Source organism: Citrobacter sp. CK199 (assembly GCF_030333285.1).
Classification (GTDB): domain Bacteria; phylum Pseudomonadota; class Gammaproteobacteria; order Enterobacterales; family Enterobacteriaceae; genus Citrobacter_B; species Citrobacter_B koseri.
Genome location: NZ_JAOWGF010000029.1, coordinates 51,931 through 70,675, shown reverse-complemented (window position 1 = coordinate 70,675; position 18,745 = coordinate 51,931). Strand labels below are relative to the sequence as shown.

The 18,745-nt window shown below is 56.9% G+C and carries 22 protein-coding genes; 18 read left to right on the top strand and 4 right to left on the bottom strand.

The genetic code is table 11. The features are described 5' to 3' along the window. Positions 1–6 precede the first annotated feature (6 nt). Together OGX75_RS18715 and crfC are read right to left on the bottom strand one after the other, a co-directional pair. Positions 7–900 (bottom strand): diguanylate cyclase regulator RdcB family protein, encoded by an 894-nt coding sequence (locus tag OGX75_RS18715; protein WP_012134530.1) that lies wholly within the window; start codon positions 898–900, stop codon positions 7–9. Further along, the gene (crfC, locus tag OGX75_RS18710) at positions 897–3,251 is read right to left on the bottom strand and encodes a clamp-binding protein CrfC (RefSeq protein WP_199971723.1); all 2,355 of its coding nucleotides are present in this window, start codon (positions 3,249–3,251) and stop codon (positions 897–899) included. Before crfC ends, OGX75_RS18715 begins: the two co-directional genes overlap by 4 nt. A 431-nt stretch (positions 3,252–3,682) precedes the next feature. On the opposite strand from crfC, the gene OGX75_RS18705 reads away from it, so the two are divergent. The 16 genes from OGX75_RS18705 (at position 3,683) to phnP (ending at position 15,540) form a co-directional block, all read left to right on the top strand. Then, positions 3,683–4,018, top strand: a complete 336-nt coding sequence (locus OGX75_RS18705) for a zinc ribbon domain-containing protein YjdM (RefSeq protein ID WP_003031835.1) — start codon at positions 3,683–3,685, stop codon at positions 4,016–4,018. 120 nt (positions 4,019–4,138) lie between these two features. Then, on the top strand, positions 4,139–4,585 hold the full coding sequence (gene yjdN, locus OGX75_RS18700; RefSeq protein WP_047459584.1) for a VOC family metalloprotein YjdN: 447 nt from the start codon (positions 4,139–4,141) through the stop codon (positions 4,583–4,585). Between the two features lie 132 nt (positions 4,586–4,717). Next, positions 4,718–5,506, top strand: coding sequence for a phosphonate ABC transporter ATP-binding protein (gene phnC / locus OGX75_RS18695; protein ID WP_012134537.1), 789 nt, complete (start codon positions 4,718–4,720; stop codon positions 5,504–5,506). 23 nt (positions 5,507–5,529) lie between these two features. Next, positions 5,530–6,546, top strand: coding sequence for a phosphonate ABC transporter substrate-binding protein (gene phnD / locus OGX75_RS18690; protein ID WP_024130817.1), 1,017 nt, complete (start codon positions 5,530–5,532; stop codon positions 6,544–6,546). Between the two features lie 104 nt (positions 6,547–6,650). Continuing rightward, positions 6,651–7,430 carry a phosphonate ABC transporter, permease protein PhnE gene (phnE, locus tag OGX75_RS18685; RefSeq protein ID WP_012134539.1) on the top strand — a complete coding sequence of 260 codons (780 nt, stop codon included), beginning with the start codon at positions 6,651–6,653 and terminating at the stop codon, positions 7,428–7,430. Positions 7,431–7,450: 20 nt separating this feature from the next. Then, complete coding sequence (gene phnF / locus OGX75_RS18680) at positions 7,451–8,176, top strand: phosphonate metabolism transcriptional regulator PhnF (protein WP_024130818.1); 726 nt, start codon at positions 7,451–7,453, stop codon at positions 8,174–8,176. A 4-nt stretch (positions 8,177–8,180) separates the two neighbouring features. After that, positions 8,181–8,633 (top strand): phosphonate C-P lyase system protein PhnG, encoded by a 453-nt coding sequence (gene phnG, locus OGX75_RS18675; RefSeq protein ID WP_012134541.1) that lies wholly within the window; start codon positions 8,181–8,183, stop codon positions 8,631–8,633. Continuing rightward, positions 8,630–9,214, top strand: a complete 585-nt coding sequence (gene phnH, locus OGX75_RS18670; RefSeq protein ID WP_012134542.1) for a phosphonate C-P lyase system protein PhnH — start codon at positions 8,630–8,632, stop codon at positions 9,212–9,214. The genes phnG and phnH overlap by 4 nt, the downstream gene beginning before the upstream one ends. Then, positions 9,214–10,281, top strand: coding sequence for a carbon-phosphorus lyase complex subunit (locus OGX75_RS18665; RefSeq protein ID WP_049008727.1), 1,068 nt, complete (start codon positions 9,214–9,216; stop codon positions 10,279–10,281). Before phnH ends, OGX75_RS18665 begins: the two co-directional genes overlap by 1 nt. Before the next feature lie 46 nt (positions 10,282–10,327). Next, the gene (phnJ, locus tag OGX75_RS18660; RefSeq protein WP_174234025.1) at positions 10,328–11,119 is read left to right on the top strand and encodes an alpha-D-ribose 1-methylphosphonate 5-phosphate C-P-lyase PhnJ; all 792 of its coding nucleotides are present in this window, start codon (positions 10,328–10,330) and stop codon (positions 11,117–11,119) included. Continuing rightward, complete coding sequence (gene phnK / locus OGX75_RS18655) at positions 11,116–11,874, top strand: phosphonate C-P lyase system protein PhnK (RefSeq protein WP_047459591.1); 759 nt, start codon at positions 11,116–11,118, stop codon at positions 11,872–11,874. The genes phnJ and phnK overlap by 4 nt, the downstream gene beginning before the upstream one ends. 107 nt (positions 11,875–11,981) lie before the next feature. Beyond that, positions 11,982–12,662 (top strand): phosphonate C-P lyase system protein PhnL, encoded by a 681-nt coding sequence (gene phnL / locus OGX75_RS18650; RefSeq protein ID WP_047459594.1) that lies wholly within the window; start codon positions 11,982–11,984, stop codon positions 12,660–12,662. Continuing rightward, entirely contained in the window at positions 12,659–13,795 is a 1,137-nt protein-coding gene (phnM, locus tag OGX75_RS18645) for an alpha-D-ribose 1-methylphosphonate 5-triphosphate diphosphatase (protein WP_114848690.1), read from the top strand. Before phnL ends, phnM begins: the two co-directional genes overlap by 4 nt. Positions 13,796–13,797: 2 nt before the next feature. After that, a complete protein-coding gene (gene phnN / locus OGX75_RS18640) occupies positions 13,798–14,352 on the top strand; it encodes a ribose 1,5-bisphosphokinase (protein WP_012134548.1) in 555 nt (184 codons plus the stop codon). After that, complete coding sequence (phnO, locus tag OGX75_RS18635) at positions 14,339–14,773, top strand: aminoalkylphosphonate N-acetyltransferase (protein ID WP_012134549.1); 435 nt, start codon at positions 14,339–14,341, stop codon at positions 14,771–14,773. Before phnN ends, phnO begins: the two co-directional genes overlap by 14 nt. Positions 14,774–14,781: 8 nt before the next feature. Then, on the top strand, positions 14,782–15,540 hold the full coding sequence (phnP, locus tag OGX75_RS18630; protein ID WP_153258029.1) for a phosphonate metabolism protein PhnP: 759 nt from the start codon (positions 14,782–14,784) through the stop codon (positions 15,538–15,540). Between the two features lie 55 nt (positions 15,541–15,595). On the opposite strand, the gene yjdP is transcribed toward phnP, so the two are convergent. Then, positions 15,596–15,928: a DDRRRQL repeat protein YjdP gene (gene yjdP, locus OGX75_RS18625; protein ID WP_012134552.1), complete on the bottom strand. Its 333-nt coding sequence runs from the start codon at positions 15,926–15,928 to the stop codon at positions 15,596–15,598. 69 nt (positions 15,929–15,997) lie between these two features. Next, positions 15,998–16,447 (bottom strand): bifunctional allose-6-phosphate isomerase/ribose-5-phosphate isomerase RpiB, encoded by a 450-nt coding sequence (rpiB, locus tag OGX75_RS18620; protein WP_024130821.1) that lies wholly within the window; start codon positions 16,445–16,447, stop codon positions 15,998–16,000. Between the two features lie 359 nt (positions 16,448–16,806). Here rpiB and OGX75_RS18615 point away from each other — a divergent pair, with 359 nt between their 5' ends. Together OGX75_RS18615 and alsB are read left to right on the top strand one after the other, a co-directional pair. After that, positions 16,807–17,697: a MurR/RpiR family transcriptional regulator gene (locus OGX75_RS18615; RefSeq protein WP_012134556.1), complete on the top strand. Its 891-nt coding sequence runs from the start codon at positions 16,807–16,809 to the stop codon at positions 17,695–17,697. Positions 17,698–17,750: 53 nt separating this feature from the next. Further along, positions 17,751–18,686 carry a D-allose transporter substrate-binding protein gene (gene alsB, locus OGX75_RS18610; protein ID WP_012134557.1) on the top strand — a complete coding sequence of 312 codons (936 nt, stop codon included), beginning with the start codon at positions 17,751–17,753 and terminating at the stop codon, positions 18,684–18,686. The last annotated feature ends 59 nt before the right edge of the window (positions 18,687–18,745 follow it).

The following is an 18,745-nucleotide window of genomic DNA, read 5'->3' as shown; positions in this document are numbered from 1 at the left end:
CCCCTCTCAGCCCACGAGAGGGGACGGCGCAAAAATCTCCTCAATCATCGCATCCACCAGGCGCTGTGCCGAACACAGCCTTGGCATCCCCAACGCCACCGTCTGCCAGCGCTGGGTCACTGACCAGCACACCGGATGTTTATCGGGATCGCACCAGTCGCCAATCCAGCTCAACATGTCATTGTGCTCCCCCGCGCCGGCCACGGCGGGCGAATGAAGCCACTGATGGTAATAATGACGCGTGGTGGGCGCGGCGTGAATACTGTGCGCCAGATAATCGGTAGCCATCGCGCGCAAATTATCTTTCAGCATCGCGACCACTTCCATATTGCCCAACCGACAGGCATCGCCAAACGGCCCCCAGCGCAGCTCCTCCAGCGCGACAAAACAGCGCCCCGGCAATGACCAGCCGTCATAGGCTCCGGCGCGCCAGCGGGTAAAAATCTGCTCGCTGTGTTCGCCCGCCTGCACCGTCAATCCACGCCGGGTCAGCGCCTTCTCTTTATGTTCGCTGCGCCGGGCAAACCCGTCGCTCAGCGCCGCTAACTGCTGCGTGATGCCAGGAATAGCTTGCCCTCTGGGGCTTTCCGTCTGTTGCAGAAGGGTCAATTGCCGGGAAATGCGCGTCAGCGCCAGATGGCCGGGATCGAGCATCCCCGCCAGTTTTTCCACCAGCTTAAGACGCATCATCAGATGCTCATTGAATACGCCCGCCATGACCCAGGCGCGAAGCTGCGTCTGGCTCAGAATTTCTTGCGTCAGGCGTTCGCGAAAACGCTGCTGCTGTTGCAGGTTGCCGCCAGGTCGCTTCGGCTCTTCTCCCTGAACCAGATCGACCATAAACTTCGGGTGAATGCATTCCAGCATCCGTCCCGGGCCTTCCAGTAACACGTTCGTCATGAGTGCTCGGCTGCAAAAAGGGTCTGGATATCATCACGTAACAGGCGGGAATCTTCATGAATCCACCGGGTGGCGGAGATACTGTGCTGTAACTGTTGGCTCAGTCTGTTCACAACCGATTCATGTTGCTGGCGCGTCACCAGACTCTCGCGCAAGCTCTCCTGCAATCCCGACAGACACAACGAAAAATCGGCAAAAAAGGTCGCCATACCTGCCGTAACAGAAACATCGACCTGGGCATCTAAAGCTTTATGAATTTGTTGGAAGAAATGGCTGACATGCTGGATCAGAGTGTTATGCAATGCCGTTATATCAATGACATAGCGTGTCCTGGCTTCCACATAATCATTCCATCCCCAGTTCGGTTGATTCAGCCAGCGCGCAAAGGTGTCGCGCACGCCGCCCGCGCGAGGCGAGGCGCCTTCCGGCGGGTTCTCCTGAGCGACCGCCTCGCTAAACAACGGTTGAGTATTGAAGTTAAACATACTGGCATGAAACGTCGGGAAGCTGATTCGCGCCCGGAACCCCGCCTGGCTCAGATCGTCTTTTACCCGCGCCTCAATTGGCCGCATCGCGTCATTTAACACCCGGCTTAGCGTCGATTCGAGCTGTTCGAAGCGCAGCGCCAGATCGCGGCTAATATTCTCCTGCGCCGCCAGTAATACCGCTTCGCATGACGCACGCATTTTGCTTAAAACAACCTGCGCCTGCCTTTCGTTATGCAGCACCAGCGTTTCGCCCTCGACCACCGCCTCCTGCTCAGGGGAAAGGGGATCGCGCGGCAGCCACGCCACTACGCTCTCTTCGCGAAAAAGCGGCGCGATGCGGTGCAAAATATCGGCCTGCTGCTGGCTCAGGAACGTGTTTGCCGCCTCCATCATCCGTTCAACTTCATGGCCGACCTCATCGCTCACGCGATCCTGGCTCACCTGAAGCTGTCGCATATCTTCTTCGACGCGGGAAATATTGACCTGCAACGCGTCATGCGCCACCGTCAGCCCGTGATAGCGAAAATCCAGATATTCACGCGCGCGCTGTGCGTAATTCAATAATTTATGCGACGCCGACCGGAGCGCATACAGTGAGGCGTTGGCGTAAGCGGCGTGAATCAGTCGCTGTACGGGCTGTTCAAATAGCGAATCTTCCCACAGCAGATCGGCGGCATGACGAATATGTTCGATATCATCAAGATCGGCGCTCCGCCAGCGCCTGCCGAGCGCGGCCTCGGCAAAATCCTGCACCCAGCGCTGCTCCTGATGATCCGGCAGCCGCCCGTGCACCCGCAGTTCGTGACGCGCGCGGTTCGCCAGATATCCCCACATGGAAGATACTGGAAAAATTTGCCCGGGCGTAATGCTGCCATTCATCAGCGTGCCGGAAATCAGCGCGCGAACCTGTTCTTCATCGTCGCTGTTGCGGTCTTTCTGATCGAACTTATTCACCAGTGCGTACAGCGGCACGGATTTCCCCACCGCCGCAATGGCCTGGCGCACCTCTTCATCCGAAATGGATTTCAGTTGGGTGTAATCCATCACCGCCAGTACGGCAGAAGCGCGCGCCAGCTGTTCATTAAGCATCTTTTGCAGGTGCGGTTGCCCGGCTTCATTAGGGCCGGGCGTATCCAGTAGCGTCAGTTGCCCCGGATAGTTCTCCAGCCCCGCCAGATGCACAAACTCCACCTCAATCACCGGAATATGTTCAATCGCGGCATACGCCGCAAAAGGAAAATCGACCCCCAGCGCTTTTGACAAGCGCACCAGATCGTTCAGGCTTTTCAGACAGTGGAAGATGGGCTGCGCGCCCAGGTAATGACGCTCAAAAGCCACGCCCTTTTCAATTCGCTGGAGCAGCGCATTCATGTCTTTATCGATTTCCAGCACCTGGGTCAGATGCTGGCGATCGCACGCCTGCATACGCTGTTGCAGCGTTTGCATGAGCGTATCAATCGGCGCGACGTGAGAAAAATGCAGCACCGGCTCTTTCTGCCCTGGCGTATGGCGAATCAGCGTCGGTAACGCCGTCATCGGCCGATTACGGTTGGGCAGGACTTCGGTTCCGACAATGGCGTTAATTGTCGTCGACTTCCCAGCCTTCATCGTCCCGACAATCGCCAGCACCATCTCCAGGCGCGTTATTTTACGTAGCTCATTATTGAGCGTGCCGTGCTGAGCCTCCACGTCACGCCCGCTAACATGCTGAGGCCGGGTATTTTCATTCCCTTCCCCATCTTCCTGAGCGACGCCATCCAGCGAAGCCACAGGCAGTTGTTGCAATAACCGGAGATGTTCCAGAGAAAGCAGCAACAATCTTTCCGCTTCCTGGCTTAATTCATATATTGTCTGTGTGTACATGGAAAATCTTTCCTTAACGCAAACTTTATTACTTTTATTTAGCCGGATGATTTTATTTGTTTGCTTTTCGGCTTTTATAATTACGTGTGGAAATAATTTTATTAAAATAACTTATTGTTAATATTAGAGATATTTTTATCAACCACACCTGTCTCTCTTACTGTGTAAAAGTAAGAGGGATAAAGATTTATAAAGCGTCTGGTCGTTCCTCTCACCTTATCTTAAATAGTAAAACGTAGCAATTTCCCTTAAAAAAATAGTCATGACATTTTTCTTACCCTGGCGGCAACCTTCAGCCACAGGTTGTCGTATCCTTAAATTGTGAGTAGTCCCGACAACGTTAAGGATTTTGTGTATAATTGCGGCCTTTTTCGGCAATCTGCCATTTTTTGGGCGCTTTTGCCCCTGCTGACTTTTTTGAGGAAATCGACATGTCATTACCCCATTGCCCACAATGCAACTCCGAATATACCTACGAAGATAACGGCATGTTCATCTGCCCGGAATGCGCCCATGAATGGAACGACGCAGAACCGGCGCAGGACAGCGACGAGCTGATCGTAAAAGATGCCAACGGCAACCTGCTGGCAGACGGCGACAGCGTGACCGTTGTTAAAGATCTGAAAGTAAAAGGCAGTTCTTCCATGCTGAAAATTGGCACCAAAGTGAAGAACATCCGTCTGGTTGAAGGCGACCACAACATTGATTGCAAGATCGATGGCTTTGGCCCGATGAAGCTGAAATCTGAGTTCGTGAAAAAGAACTGATTTTTCCAGGCCCGGTAAGGCGTTTACGCCGCCATCCGGCATTTATTGCCCGGTGGCGCTTCGCTTACCGGGCCTACGATAACTACACTTAACTGGCTTCTCTTACCTGAGGTCACGATTATGCCGTTAAGTCCCTACATCTCTTTTGCCGGTCACTGTGCCGACGCTATCGCGTACTACCACAAAACATTAGGCGCGGAACTCCTCTATAAAATCACCTTTGGTGAAATGCCCCCGCCAGAGCAGGGCAGCGAAGACGGTTGCCCGTCAGGCATGCAATTCCCTGATACCTCCATCGCCCACGCCAACGTGCGCATTGCAGGCAGCGATATCATGATGAGCGACGCCGTCGCGTCGGGTAACGCGAGTTACTCCGGCTTTACGCTGGTGCTCGACACGCAGGATGTCGCCGAAGGGAAACGCTGGTTTGATAACCTGGCCGCACAGGGACAAATCGAAATGGACTGGCAGGAAACCTTCTGGGCGCACGGTTTCGGGAAAGTGACCGATCAATATGGCGTACCGTGGATGATCAATGTGGTAAAACAGCCGCAGCCGACAGAGTAAACCGACGGGAGGCGCGCCCTCCCGTGCTGTCATCGAAGCCCCTTCAATTCTTCATCGTCAAGTAACCATCCCTTAACTAAAACGTCACATTAATCCGCCACGATGGGGCCACTTTTTTAGGGAGGCCGCATCATGCAAACGGTTATTCGCGTCGAGAAACTCTCCAAAACGTTCAATCAGCATCAGGCGCTTCATGCGGTTGATCTGAACATCTCTTCCGGTGAGATGGTGGCTCTGCTTGGGCCTTCCGGTTCCGGCAAATCCACCCTTTTACGTCACTTAAGCGGTTTGATTACCGGCGATAAAGCGCCGGGCTGCCATGTCGAGCTGCTGGGCCGCACGGTACAGCGTGAGGGCAAACTGGCGCGGGACATCCGCAAAAGCCGCGCTCACACCGGCTACATCTTCCAGCAGTTCAACCTCGTGAACCGTCTGACCGTACTGGAGAACGTGCTGATTGGCGCGCTCGGCAGCACGCCGTTCTGGCGTACCTGTTTTAGCTGGTTCACCCAGGCGCAGAAGCAGCGCGCGTTACAGGCGCTGACCCGCGTCGGGATGGCGCACTTCGCGCATCAGCGCGTATCGACGCTTTCCGGCGGACAGCAGCAGCGCGTCGCTATCGCCAGGGCATTGATGCAGCAGGCGAAAGTGATCCTCGCCGATGAGCCGATCGCCTCGCTGGACCCGGAGTCGGCGCGCATTGTGATGGACACCCTGCGCGACATTAACCAGACCGACGGCATCACCGTGGTCGTCACGCTGCATCAGGTGGATTACGCCCTGCGCTACTGCGAACGCATTGTGGCGCTGCGTCAGGGGCATGTGTTCTATGACGGCAGCAGCCAGCACTTTGATAACGATCGTTTTGACCATCTCTACCGCAGCATGAACCGCGTCGAACAGAACGCGCAGGCTGCTTAACATCCCCACAATGAGGAATGGAAATGAGCTACAAAGCCGTTGCCGCGCTGGCGTTCACCAGCATGTTCAGCATCAGCACCTTGTTAAGCCCGGCACATGCGGAAGAACAGGAAAAAGCACTGAACTTTGGCATTATTTCGACCGAATCACAGCAAAACCTGAAGCCGCAGTGGGACCCGTTCCTGAAGGACATGGAAAAGAAACTGGGCGTCAAAGTGAACGCCTTCTTCGCGCCTGACTATGCGGGCATCATTCAGGGAATGCGCTTCAACAAAGTGGATATCGCCTGGTACGGCAACCTCTCGGCGATGGAAGCCGTGGATCGCGCTAACGGTCAGGTATTTGCCCAGACCGTCGCCGCAGATGGATCGCCGGGCTACTGGAGCGTGCTGATCGTCAACAAAGACAGCCCGATCAATAACCTGGACGATCTGATCGCCAAACGTAAAGATCTCACCTTCGGCAATGGCGATCCGAACTCCACCTCTGGCTTCCTCGTCCCCGGTTATTACGTCTTCGCCAAAAACGGCATCTCCGCCAGCGACTTCAAACGCACCGTTAACGCCAGCCACGAAACCAACGCGCTGGCCGTCGCCAACAAGCAGGTGGATGTCGCAACCAATAACACCGAAAACCTCGACAAACTGAAAACCTCCGCGCCGGACAAGCTGAAAGCACTGAAGGTTGTCTGGAAGTCGCCGCTGATCCCGGGCGATCCGATCGTCTGGCGTAAAAATCTCTCCGAAACCACCAAGGACAAGGTGTACGACTTCTTTATGAATTACGGCAAAACAGCGGAAGAGAAAACCGTGCTGGAACGCCTGGGCTGGGCGCCATTCCGCCCCTCCAGCGACCTGCAACTGGTGCCGATTCGCCAGCTGGCGCTGTTTAAAGAGATGCAGGGTGTGAAGGACAACAAGGGGCTGAACGAGAGCGAAAAAACCAGCAAAACCTCCGCGATTAAAGCGCAGCTGGACGATCTCGACCGCCTGACCGCCGCGCTGGGCGCGATGACCAGCGTCACCAAAGCGGTGCAGTAAACCTGATACCCGGTGGCGCTTCGCTTACCGGGCCTACGATGTTCTGTAGGCCAGATAAGGCGCAAGCGCTGCCATCCGGCAATAAACGACGCACGGAGCTAAACATGCAAAGCATCACCGTCGCCCCGCCAAAGCGTAGCTGGTTCTCGCTCCTGAGCTGGGCCATCCTTCTCGCCGTCCTGGTCGTTTCGTGGAAGGGCGCCGAAATGGCCCCACTCACGCTAATTCAGGATTCCGGCAACATGGCGACCTTCGCCGCCGACTTCTTCCCGCCGGACTTCAGCCAGTGGCAGCACTATCTGGGCGAAATGGCCGTCACCCTGCAAATCGCCGTCTGGGGCACTGCGCTGGCGGTCATTCTGTCGATTCCCTGTGGCCTGATGTGCGCCGATAACCTCGTGCCGTGGTGGATTTACCAGCCGATGCGTCGCCTGATGGACGCCTGCCGCGCGATTAACGAAATGGTTTTCGCCATGCTGTTCGTGGTCGCCGTTGGTCTCGGGCCGTTTGCCGGGGTCATGGCGCTGTTTATCCACACCACTGGCGTGCTCTCCAAGCTGCTTTCCGAAGCGGTGGAAGCCATTGAACCCGGCCCGGTTGAAGGCATTCGCGCCACCGGCGCCAACAAAATTGAAGAGATCCTCTACGGCGTGCTGCCGCAGGTTATGCCGCTGCTCATCTCCTACTCGCTGTACCGTTTTGAGTCCAACGTCCGCTCCGCCACGGTGGTCGGCATGGTGGGCGCAGGCGGCATCGGCGTCACGCTGTGGGAAGCGATTCGCGGCTTTCAGTTCCCGCAGACCTGCGCCCTGATGGTGTTAATCATCATTACCGTCAGCCTGCTGGATTTCCTCTCCCAGCGTTTGCGTAAGCACTTTATCTGATTAGCGAGGCATTGATGGCTATGCACTTGTCTACACATCCGACCAGTTACCCAACGCGCTATCAGGAGATTGCCGCGAGACTTGAGCAGGAGCTTCGCCAGCATTACCGCTGCGGCGATTACCTTCCGGCGGAACATCAGCTTGCCGCCCGCTATGAGGTGAACCGCCACACGCTGCGCCGCGCCATCGACCAGCTCGTGGAGCGCGGTTGGGTGCAGCGTCGCCAGGGCGTCGGCGTGCTGGTGCTGATGCGCCCGTTCGATTACCCGCTCAATGCCCAGGCGCGCTTTAGCCAGAATCTGCTGGAACAAGGCAGTCATCCCACCAGCGAAAAACTGCTGGCGGTGCTGCGCCCGGCATCCAGCCACATCGCCGATGCGCTGAGCGTCAAAGAGGGTGATAACGTCATCCACCTGCGCACCCTGCGCCGGGTAAATGGCATCGCCCTGTGCCTGATCGACCATTACTTTTCCGACCTCGCCCTCTGGCCGCTGTTGCAGGGCTTTAACCACGGTTCGCTGCATGACTACCTGCGCGAGCAGTGCGGTCTGGCGCTACAGCGCACCCAGACGCGCATCAGCGCCCGCCGTGCGCAGGCCAAAGAGAGCAAGGTGCTGGAAATTCCCAACATGGCGCCGCTGCTGTGCGTGCGCACGCTGAACCACCGTGACGGCGAAGAAAACGCGACGGAGTATTCCGTCAGCCTGACCCGCGCCGACATGATCGAATTCACTATGGAGCACTGACGGAATGCACTTCGATACCGCCACTCGCCAGCGCTGGATGCGCGCGCTGGCTTACAGCAACGCCGACGCGCTTAACGTGAAAATGCAGGCGCTGAAACTCACGCCGGAATATGAACTGATTCGCGCCCCGGAAACCGGGCTGATGCAGATTCAGGCCCGCATGGGCGGCACCGGCAACCGCTTTTTCGCCGGAGATACCACGCTGACCCGTGCGGTGGTGCGTCTTAAGAGCGGCACGCTGGGCTACAGCTACCTGCTGGGGCGCAACAAACACCACGCCGAGCAGTGCGCCGTCATCGACGCGCTGTTGCAGGAGCACACTCACTTCCAGACCTTAATGGAAACCTTAATTGCCCCGCTGGAGGCGGAACGCGACGCACACATTACCGCTCGCCGCGCCGAAGTAAACGCCAGCCGGGTCGACTTCTTTACGCTGGTACGCGGAGATAACGCATGACCCTACAAACCGCCTTTACCCTGCCCGTTCAGGACGCGCAACAGAGTTTTCGTCGCCTGCTGAAGGCGATGAGCGAGCCGGGGGTGATTGTCGCCCTGCATCAACTGAAGCACGGCTGGCAGCCGCTGAATCTGGCCACCACCAGCGTATTGCTCACTCTGGTCGACGGCGACACCCCGGTATGGCTCGCGCCGTCCATCAACAACGACATTGCCAGTCAGAACCTGCGCTTTCACACCAGCGCGCCGCTGGTTGAACAGCCGCAGCAGGCCGCCTTTGCCGTCGCCGATGAACGCATCAGCAGCGAGCAGCTAAACGCCCTTTCCGCCGGAAGCGCCGTCGCGCCGGAAACCAGCGCCACCCTGATCGTCCAGGTCGCCAGCCTGAGCGGTGGACGTATGCTGCGCCTGACCGGGGCGGGTATCGCCGAAGAACGCATGATTGCCCCGCAACTGCCGGAGTGCCTCATCCATGAACTGACTGAGCGCCCGCACCCGTTCCCGCTGGGGGTCGATCTCATCCTCACCTGCGGCGAGCGACTGCTGGCGATTCCGCGAACCACCCATGTGGAGGTGTGCTGATGTACGTAGCCGTCAAAGGGGGCGAAAAGGCGATAGCCAACGCCCACGCGTTGCAGGAAAACCGACGCCGGGGCGACGACACCCTCGCCGAGCTGAGCGTGGCGCAAATCGAGCAACAGTTGAACCTGGCCGTGGATCGCGTGATGACCGAAGGAGGCATCGCCGACCGCGAACTGGCCGCGCTCGCCTTAAAACAGGCCAGCGGCGATAACATCGAAGCCATCTTCCTGCTGCGCGCGTACCGCACCACGCTGGCAAAGCTGGCGGTCAGTGAGCCGCTGAACACCGCAGAGATGCGTTTAGAGCGCCGTATTTCCGCCGTCTACAAGGATATTCCCGGCGGGCAGCTGCTGGGGCCGACCTACGATTACACCCATCGCCTGCTCGATTTTACCCTGCTGGCAAACGGCGAAACGCCGCCGCTGCGTACCTCTGACGCCATGCAGGACGCCGCGCCGCACGTTTTTTCTCTGCTGGCGAACCAGGGGATGGCGAAGCGTGAAGAAGACAGCGGCGCTGTACCGGATGACATCACCCGCACGCCGCCGGTTTACCCTTGTTCGCGCTCCTCACGCCTGCAACAGCTGATGCGCGGCGACGAAGGGTATCTGCTGGCGCTGGCGTATTCCACGCAACGCGGCTACGGACGCAACCACCCGTTTGCCGGTGAGATCCGCAGCGGCTACGTCGGGCTGGAAACGGTGCCGGAAGAGCTGGGATTTGCCGTGAACGTCGGCGAACTGCTGATGACGGAATGCGAAATGGTCAACGGTTTTGTCGCACCGGAAAACGACGCGCCGCACTTTACTCGCGGCTACGGACTGGTGTTCGGCATGAGCGAACGTAAAGCAATGGCAATGGCGCTGGTGGAAAGAGCCCTACAGGCACCCGAATACGATGAAACGGTCACGGGCCCGGCGCAGGACGAAGAGTTCGTGCTGGCGCATGCGGATAACGTCGAGGCGGCGGGTTTTGTTTCGCACCTCAAACTCCCCCACTACGTCGATTTCCAGGCTGAACTGGAACTGCTCAAACGCCTGCAACAGGAGGCCGCCCGTGACGACTAACCTCTCCGGCTACAACTTTGCTTATCTCGACGAGCAAACCAAACGCATGATCCGCCGCGCTATTTTAAAAGCGGTGGCGATCCCCGGTTATCAGGTGCCGTTCGGCGGGCGTGAAATGCCGATGCCCTATGGCTGGGGAACGGGCGGCATTCAGCTTACCGCCAGCGTGATTGGCGAGCCGGACATTCTGAAAGTGATCGACCAGGGGGCGGATGACACCACCAACGCCGTGTCGATCCGCAACTTCTTTAAGCGCGTAACCGGCGTGAACACCACCGAACGCACGGAAGACGCGACGCTGATCCAGACCCGTCACCGGATCCCGGAAACGCCGCTGACCGAAGATCAGATCATTATCTTCCAGGTGCCGATCCCTGAACCGCTGCGTTTTATCGAACCGCGCGAAACCGAAACCCGCACCATGCACGCGCTGGAAGAGTACGGCGTCATGCAGGTGAAGCTGTACGAAGATATCGCCCGCTTCGGCCATATCGCCACCACCTACGCCTACCCGGTGAAGGTCAATGACCGCTACGTCATGGACCCGTCGCCGATCCCGAAATTCGACAACCCGAAGATGAATATGATGCCCGCGCTGCAACTGTTCGGCGCGGGGCGCGAAAAACGCATCTATGCCGTGCCGCCCTGGACCCGCGTGGAAAGCCTCGATTTCGACGATCACCCGTTCACCGTACAAACCTGGGATGAGCCCTGCGCCATCTGCGGTTCAACGCACAGCTATCTCGACGAAGTGGTGCTGGATGACACCGGCAAACGGATGTTTGTCTGCTCCGACACCGATTATTGCCGCCAACAGAGCGAGGCACTCAGCAAATGACGCAACCGCTGCTTTCAGTCAATAACCTGACCCATCTCTACGCGCCGGGCAAAGGCTTCAGCGATGTTTCTTTTGACCTGTGGCCTGGTGAAGTGCTGGGCATTGTCGGGGAGTCCGGTTCCGGCAAAACCACCCTGCTGAAATCCATCTCCTCGCGCCTGACGCCGCAGTCCGGCGACATTTTGTACCAGAACCGTTCACTGTACGGCATGAGCGAAGCCGACCGCCGCCGCCTGCTGCGCACGGAATGGGGTGTGGTGCATCAGCATCCGATGGACGGACTGCGCCGCCAGGTCTCGGCGGGCGGCAATATCGGCGAACGCCTGATGGCCACCGGCGCGCGTCACTATGGTGAAATCCGCGCCACGGCGAAGCGCTGGCTGGAGGAGGTGGAAATTCCGGCCTCGCGCATCGACGACCTGCCGACCACCTTTTCCGGCGGGATGCAGCAGCGTTTGCAGATCGCCCGCAACCTGGTCACTCACCCGAAGCTGGTGTTTATGGACGAACCCACCGGCGGGCTGGACGTTTCCGTACAGGCAAAGCTGCTGGACCTGCTGCGCGGCCTGGTGGTGGAACTGGATCTGGCAGTGGTGATTGTCACCCACGATTTGGGCGTGGCGCGCCTGTTAGCAGACCGTCTGCTGGTGATGAAGCAGGGTCAGGTGGTGGAAAGTGGATTAACCGACCGCGTGCTCGACGATCCACACCACCCTTATACCCAGTTGCTGGTGTCGTCGGTATTGCAGAACTGATTTTTTGTTTTGCCGGGTGGCACTTCGCTTACCCGTCCTACAAAAAGCGCACCTGTAGGCCGGATAAGGCGAAGCCGCCATCCGGCAATCAGAATTAAGAGGCCAAAATGATTCGCGTAGAAAACGTCAGTAAAACCTTTGTGCTGCACCAGCAAAATGGCGTGCGCCTGCCGGTGCTGCAAAACGCCTCTCTGGAGGTACAAAACGGTGAATGCGTGGTGCTGCACGGCCACTCCGGGAGCGGTAAATCGACGCTGTTGCGCTCGCTATATGCCAACTATCTGCCAGACGAAGGGCACATCCACATTCGTCATAGCGATGAGTGGATCGATCTGGTGCAGGCCCCGGCGCGCAAGGTGCTGGAAGTGCGTCGCTCGACGATCGGCTGGGTGAGCCAGTTTCTGCGCGTGATCCCCCGGATCTCCGCGCTGGATGTGGTGATGCAGCCGCTGCTGGATCTGGGCGTCGCCCGCGAAACGTGCGCCGCGAAAGCCGCGAACCTGCTGACGCGCCTGAACGTCCCGGAACGGCTATGGCATCTCGCTCCCTCCACCTTTTCCGGCGGCGAGCAGCAGCGCGTGAATATCGCGCGCGGGTTTATCGTCGATTACCCGATCCTGCTGCTTGATGAACCCACCGCCTCACTGGACGCCAAAAACAGCGCCGCCGTGGTCGCGCTGATTGAAGAAGCCAAAGCGCGCGGCGCGGCGATTGTCGGCATTTTTCACGATCAAACCGTACGCGATCGCGTAGCGGATCGTTTGCATCTGATGGGAACCACATCATGATTATCAACAACGTAAAGCTGGTGCTGGAAGACGAAGTGGTGCAGGGATCGCTGGAAATGCAGGATGGGATTATCCGCGCCTTTGCGGAAAGTCAGAGCCGTCACCCCGAGGCGCTGGATGGCGAAGGCGGCTGGCTGCTGCCGGGTTTAATTGAGCTGCATACCGATAATCTCGACAAATTCTTCACCCCACGCCCGAAGGTGGACTGGCCCGCCCATTCAGCTATGAGCAGCCACGACGCGCTGATGGTCGCCAGCGGTATCACCACCGTGCTGGATGCCGTTGCGATTGGCGATGTCCGCGACGGCGGCGATCGCCTGGAAAATCTGGAAAAGATGATCAATGCCGTCGAAGAGACGCAGAAACGCGGCGTTAACCGCGCCGAACACCGTCTGCATCTGCGCTGTGAATTGCCCCATCACACCACCCTGCCGCTGTTCGAAAAGCTGGTGGATCGCGAGCCGGTAACACTGGTCTCGCTGATGGATCACTCGCCGGGTCAGCGCCAGTTCGCTAACCGCGAGAAGTACCGTGAATACTATCAGGGCAAATATTCACTCAATGATGAGCAGATGGCCCACTACGAAGAGGAACAGCTTCAGCTTGCGGCGCGCTGGTCGCAGCCGAACCGCGCCGCCATCGCGCAGATGTGCCGCGAACGTCATCTCGCGCTGGCGAGCCACGATGACGCAACGCCCGATCATGTGCTGGAATCGCATCAGCTTGGCAGCGTGATCGCCGAATTTCCCACCACGTTCGAGGCGGCAGAGGCGTCACGCAAGCATGGGATGAACGTACTGATGGGCGCGCCCAACATCGTGCGCGGCGGTTCGCACTCCGGCAACGTGGCGGCGCATAAGCTGGCAGAACTGGGGTTGCTGGATATCCTCTCCTCCGACTATTACCCCGCCAGCCTGCTCGACGCGGCATTCCGCGTGGCGGACGACGAGGCCAACACATTTACGCTGCCGCAGGCAATACACCTGGTGACACGCAACCCGGCGCGCGCGCTGAATCTCGACGATCGCGGCATCATCGCCGAAGGCAGGCGCGCCGACCTGGTGCTAGCGCACCGTAAAGGCGATCACATTCATATCGACCATGTCTGGCGTCAGGGTAAAAGGGTGTTCTGACTATGGGAAAACTGATCTGGCTGATGGGGCCGTCCGGCTCCGGTAAGGACAGTTTGCTGGCGGCGCTCCGCCAGCGGGAACATACGCAGTTGCTGGTTGCGCACCGCTATATCACGCGTGCGGCTAACGCGGGCAACGAGAACCATATTGCGCTGAGCGAGCAGGAGTTTTTCACTCGGGCAGGGCAAAATTTACTGGCGCTGAGCTGGCACGCTAATGGCCTGTACTATGGCGTTGGCGTGGAGATCGATCTGTGGCTGCACGCCGGTTTTGACGTGGTGGTTAACGGCTCACGCGCCCATCTGCCGCAGGCGCAGGCCCGCTACGGCAAAGCGCTGCTGCCCATCTGCTTACAGGTCTCTCCCGATATTTTGCGCCAGCGTCTACAGGCGCGCGGGCGTGAAAGCGAAACCGAGATTGCCGCTCGCCTGGCGCGCGCGGCCCGTTACGCCCCTTTTAACTGTCATATCCTCAATAATGACGGAAGTTTGCTACAGTCAGTCGATACCTTATTAACGTTAATGGGCCGCCAGGAGAAAAGCCATGCCTGTCTGTGAACTACGCCGGGCCACGCCGGACGATACCGACGCGGTGTATCAACTGATCTGCGAACTGAAACAAGCGGAGTTCGATCGCCAGGCCTTTCGCGCCGGGTTTGCCTCAAATTTGCAGGATCGCACGATACGCTACCAGCTGGCGCTGCGCGACGGGCAGGTTGTCGGGATGATCGGCCTGCATATGCAGTACCACCTGCATCACGCTAACTGGATCGGGGAGATCCAGGAACTGGTGGTGATGCCACAGGCGCGAGGTCTGAAAGTCGGCAGCCGGTTGCTGGCATGGGCGGAAGAAGAAGCCCGCCAGGCCGGCGCGGAGATGACGGAGCTGTCCACCAGCGTGAAACGCCATGATGCGCACCGGTTTTATCTGCGTGAAGGGTATGCGCAAAGCCATTTTCGTTTTACCAAAGCGCTTTGAGGTGACTAATGAGCCTGACGATTACGCTAACAGGAACCGGCGGCGCACAGGGCGTGCCAGCATACGGCTGCGATTGTCTCGCCTGCCGTCGGGCACGCTTACAGGAGCAGTATCGCCGCCGCCCCTGTAGCGGCGTCGTCAAATTCAATGACGCGGTAACGCTGCTTGATGCGGGCCTGCACGATCTTACCGATCGCTGGCCCGCCGGATCTTTTCAGCAGTTTCTGCTCACGCATTATCATATGGATCATGTTCAGGGGCTGTTCCCCCTGCGCTGGGGCGTGGGCGCCGCGATTCCGGTTTATGGCCCGCCGGATGAACAGGGCTGCGACGATCTGTTTAAACATCCCGGCATCCTTGATTTCAGCCACACCGTCGAACCGTTTGTGGTCTTCGATCTCCAGGGATTACAGGTAACGCCGCTGCCGCTTAACCATTCAAAACTGACGTTTGGCTATCTGCTGGAATCTGCACACAGCCGCGTCGCGTGGCTGTCGGACACCGCAACGCTGCCGGACAAGACAGTAAAATTTCTGCTGAATAACCAGCCGCAAACGATCGTCATCGACTGTAGTCACGCGCCACGCGCGGAAGCACCGCGTAATCACTGCGATGTAAACACGGTTATCGCGCTCAATGAGGTGATTCACTGCCCACGGGTCATTCTCACCCACATCAGCCACTCGTTCGACGTATGGCTGATGGATAACTCCCTGCCGGGCGGTATTGAAGCCGGATATGACGGGATGGAGATTGTACTGGAGTAGCCTTACGCCGGATGGCGGCGCATTGCGCCTTATCCGGCCTACGATTGTCGCGCGGTTAACGATCGTACTCGTCTTCCATTCTGCGCTCTTCATCTTCCAGTTGACGACGTTCTTGATCGAGCTGGCGTTGGCGATCGTCCAACTGGCGACGCCGATCTTCAAACTGACGGCGTCTGTCGTCATATTGTCTGCGGCGATCGTCGCTCATCTGGCGCTGCCACTCTTCATCACGGCGGTCATCCTCATAATCCCGCCCGTTGTCAGATTTATACGCGTCATTGATCGCCTGCTGAATATTACCGATGGTGTCATCAACAATATCGGCATGCGCAGGAAGCGTCGTCAGCGACAACAGGCCCAGAGCAATGAGCGTAGAATAGCGTTTCATAAAACCAGCCTCGCAGAGATCTTCCCCTCACGGTAGCGAATGGCCTGTTCGACGTGTAGCGGAGGAATCTCATTTGCCCTGCTGTTCTATCGCCATAATCGCCTCCACGCGCTTTTGATGGCGCCCCCCTTCAAACCCCGCATCCAGCCAGGCATCCACGATCATTTTTGCCAGCTCCAGCCCAACAACCCGCGAGCCAAAAGCCAGCACGTTGGTATCATTATGCTGGCGCGAAAGCTGTGCCGAATAGGGTTCGCTGCAAACGACGGCGCGGACTCCGGCAAACTTGTTTGCCGTTATCGAAATCCCCACACCAGTGCCACACACCAGAATACCGCCATCAACCTCGCCAGAGACAACGGCTTGTGCCACCTCGCTGGCATAATGCGGGTAATCCGTGCGCTCCGGCGACCAGGTTCCCTTATCAATCACCGTAATACCGCGCTGGGTTAAGTGCGTCAAAATATCCTGTTTCAGGATAAAACCAACGTGATCACAGCCAAATGCTATCTTTTTCATACTCATTCTCGCCCCGACCAAACTTTACGAATAAAAAATATTTGTGATTTAAATGAATTTAAAAGAACAATAAATCGACAGAAAGACGCTGTATGGGCCTGTTCTACACACCTCCGTTCGGCAAAGCAAGAGCGACAAATACCCGACCTTGATGCTTACACAGGCTGCGCCTGAACAAGAAAAAACTATAATTCATTGTTTTATATTGACTTATTTTCATTCCGTATTTTTATCAACGTTATTAAATTCACGAAATAATAAACTTTATAAATTTAACCATTTTGTGAAGTGGTCAGCATCTTTTCTGTTCCTGCTGTGGTGATATAGTGGCGTCTTCATTTCAAGGACAAGAGAACGTAATGAGTCAGTCAGAATTTGATTCAGGGCTTCCAAACGGCATCGGGCTTGCGCCTTACCTGCGCATGAAGCAGGAAGGCATGACAGAGAACGAGAGCCGTATCGTCGAGTGGTTACTCAAGCCGGGTAATCTCAGTAGCGCGCCAGCCATTAAAGATGTCGCAGAGGCGCTGGCGGTATCTGAAGCCATGATTGTTAAGGTATCGAAACTGCTGGGATTCAGCGGGTTTCGCAACTTACGCAGCGCGCTGGAAGACTATTTTTCTCAGTCTGAGCAGGTATTGCCTGCCGAACTGGCCTTTGATGAAGCGCCGCAGGATGTGGTGAATAAGGTATTCAACATTACCTTACGCACCATTATGGAAGGTCAGTCAATCGTCAACGTGGATGAGATTCATCGCGCCGCACGCTTCTTTTATCAGGCGAAGCAGCGTGATTTGTATGGCGCTGGCGGGTCGAATGCCATCTGCGCGGACGTACAGCATAAGTTCTTACGCATCGGCGTGCGCTGCCAGACTTACCCGGACGCGCACATTATGATGATGTCCGCATCGCTATTAAAAGAAGGCGATGTCGTGTTGGTGGTGACCCATTCCGGGCGCACCAGTGATGTAAAAGCCGCGGTTGAACTGGCGAAAAAGAATGGTGCCAAAATTATCTGTATCACCCACAGCTACCATTCACCTATCGCCAAATTGGCTGACTATATTATTTGTTCGCCAGCACCAGAAACACCGTTATTAGGGCGTAATGCTTCCGCACGCATATTACAACTCACTCTACTGGATGCATTTTTTGTTTCCGTCGCCCAACTGAATATCGAACAGGCAACCATTAATATGCAAAAAACTGGCGCAATTGTTGATTTCTTTTCACCAGGCGCGCTGAAATAAAATGCTCGTTGCTCTCATTTTCGGGAGCAACACCCTACACTGAGAATACTGCTATGAATAAATATCTGAAATATTTCAGCGGTGCGGCTATGGGCTTAATGTTGTCCACCAGCGCATTTGCCGCCGCCGAATATGCCGTAGTATTAAAAACATTATCCAATCCATTCTGGGTGGATATGAAAAAAGGTATTGAAGATGAAGCAAAAACGCTGGGTGTCAGCGTCGATATTTTTGCCTCGCCTTCGGAAGGCGACTTTCAGTCTCAGTTGCAGCTATTCGAAGATCTCAGCAATAAAAATTACAAAGGTATCGCCTTTGCGCCATTATCCTCAGTAAACCTGGTGATGCCCGTCGCCCGCGCGTGGAAGAAAGGGATTTATCTGGTCAATCTCGATGAAAAAATCGATATGGATAACCTGAAAAAAGCGGGCGGTAACGTCGAAGGGTTTGTCACCACCGATAACGTCGCCGTGGGTGCCAAAGGCGCGGAGTTCATTATTGAGAAACTGGGCGCCGAGGGCGGTGAAGTCGCCATTATTGAAGGTAAAGCCGGTAACGCCTCCGGCGAGGCGCGCCGCAATGGCGCAACCGAGGCTTTCAAAAAGGCAAGCCAAATCAAGCTGGTCGCCAGCCAACCCGCAGACTGGGACCGAATCAAAGCGTTAGACGTTGCCACCAACGTGCTGCAACGCAACCCGAATATCAAAGCGATTTATTGCGCTAACGACACCATGGCGATGGGCGTCGCCCAGGCCGTGGCTAACGCCGGGAAAAGCGGAAAAGTGCTGGTAGTGGGTACAGACGGTATCCCGGAAGCCCGCAAAATGGTGGAAGCCGGACAGATGACGGCGACCATCGCTCAGAACCCTGCGGATATCGGCGCGACAGGGCTCAGGCTGATGGTGGATGCCGCGAAATCAGGCAACGTGATCCCGCTGGATAAAGCGCCGGAATTTAAGCTGGTCGATTCCATTCTGGTCGCAAAGTAAGTCCGTAAATAGGCCGGATGGCGACGCGAACGTAGGCCTGATAAGCGTAGCGCCATCAG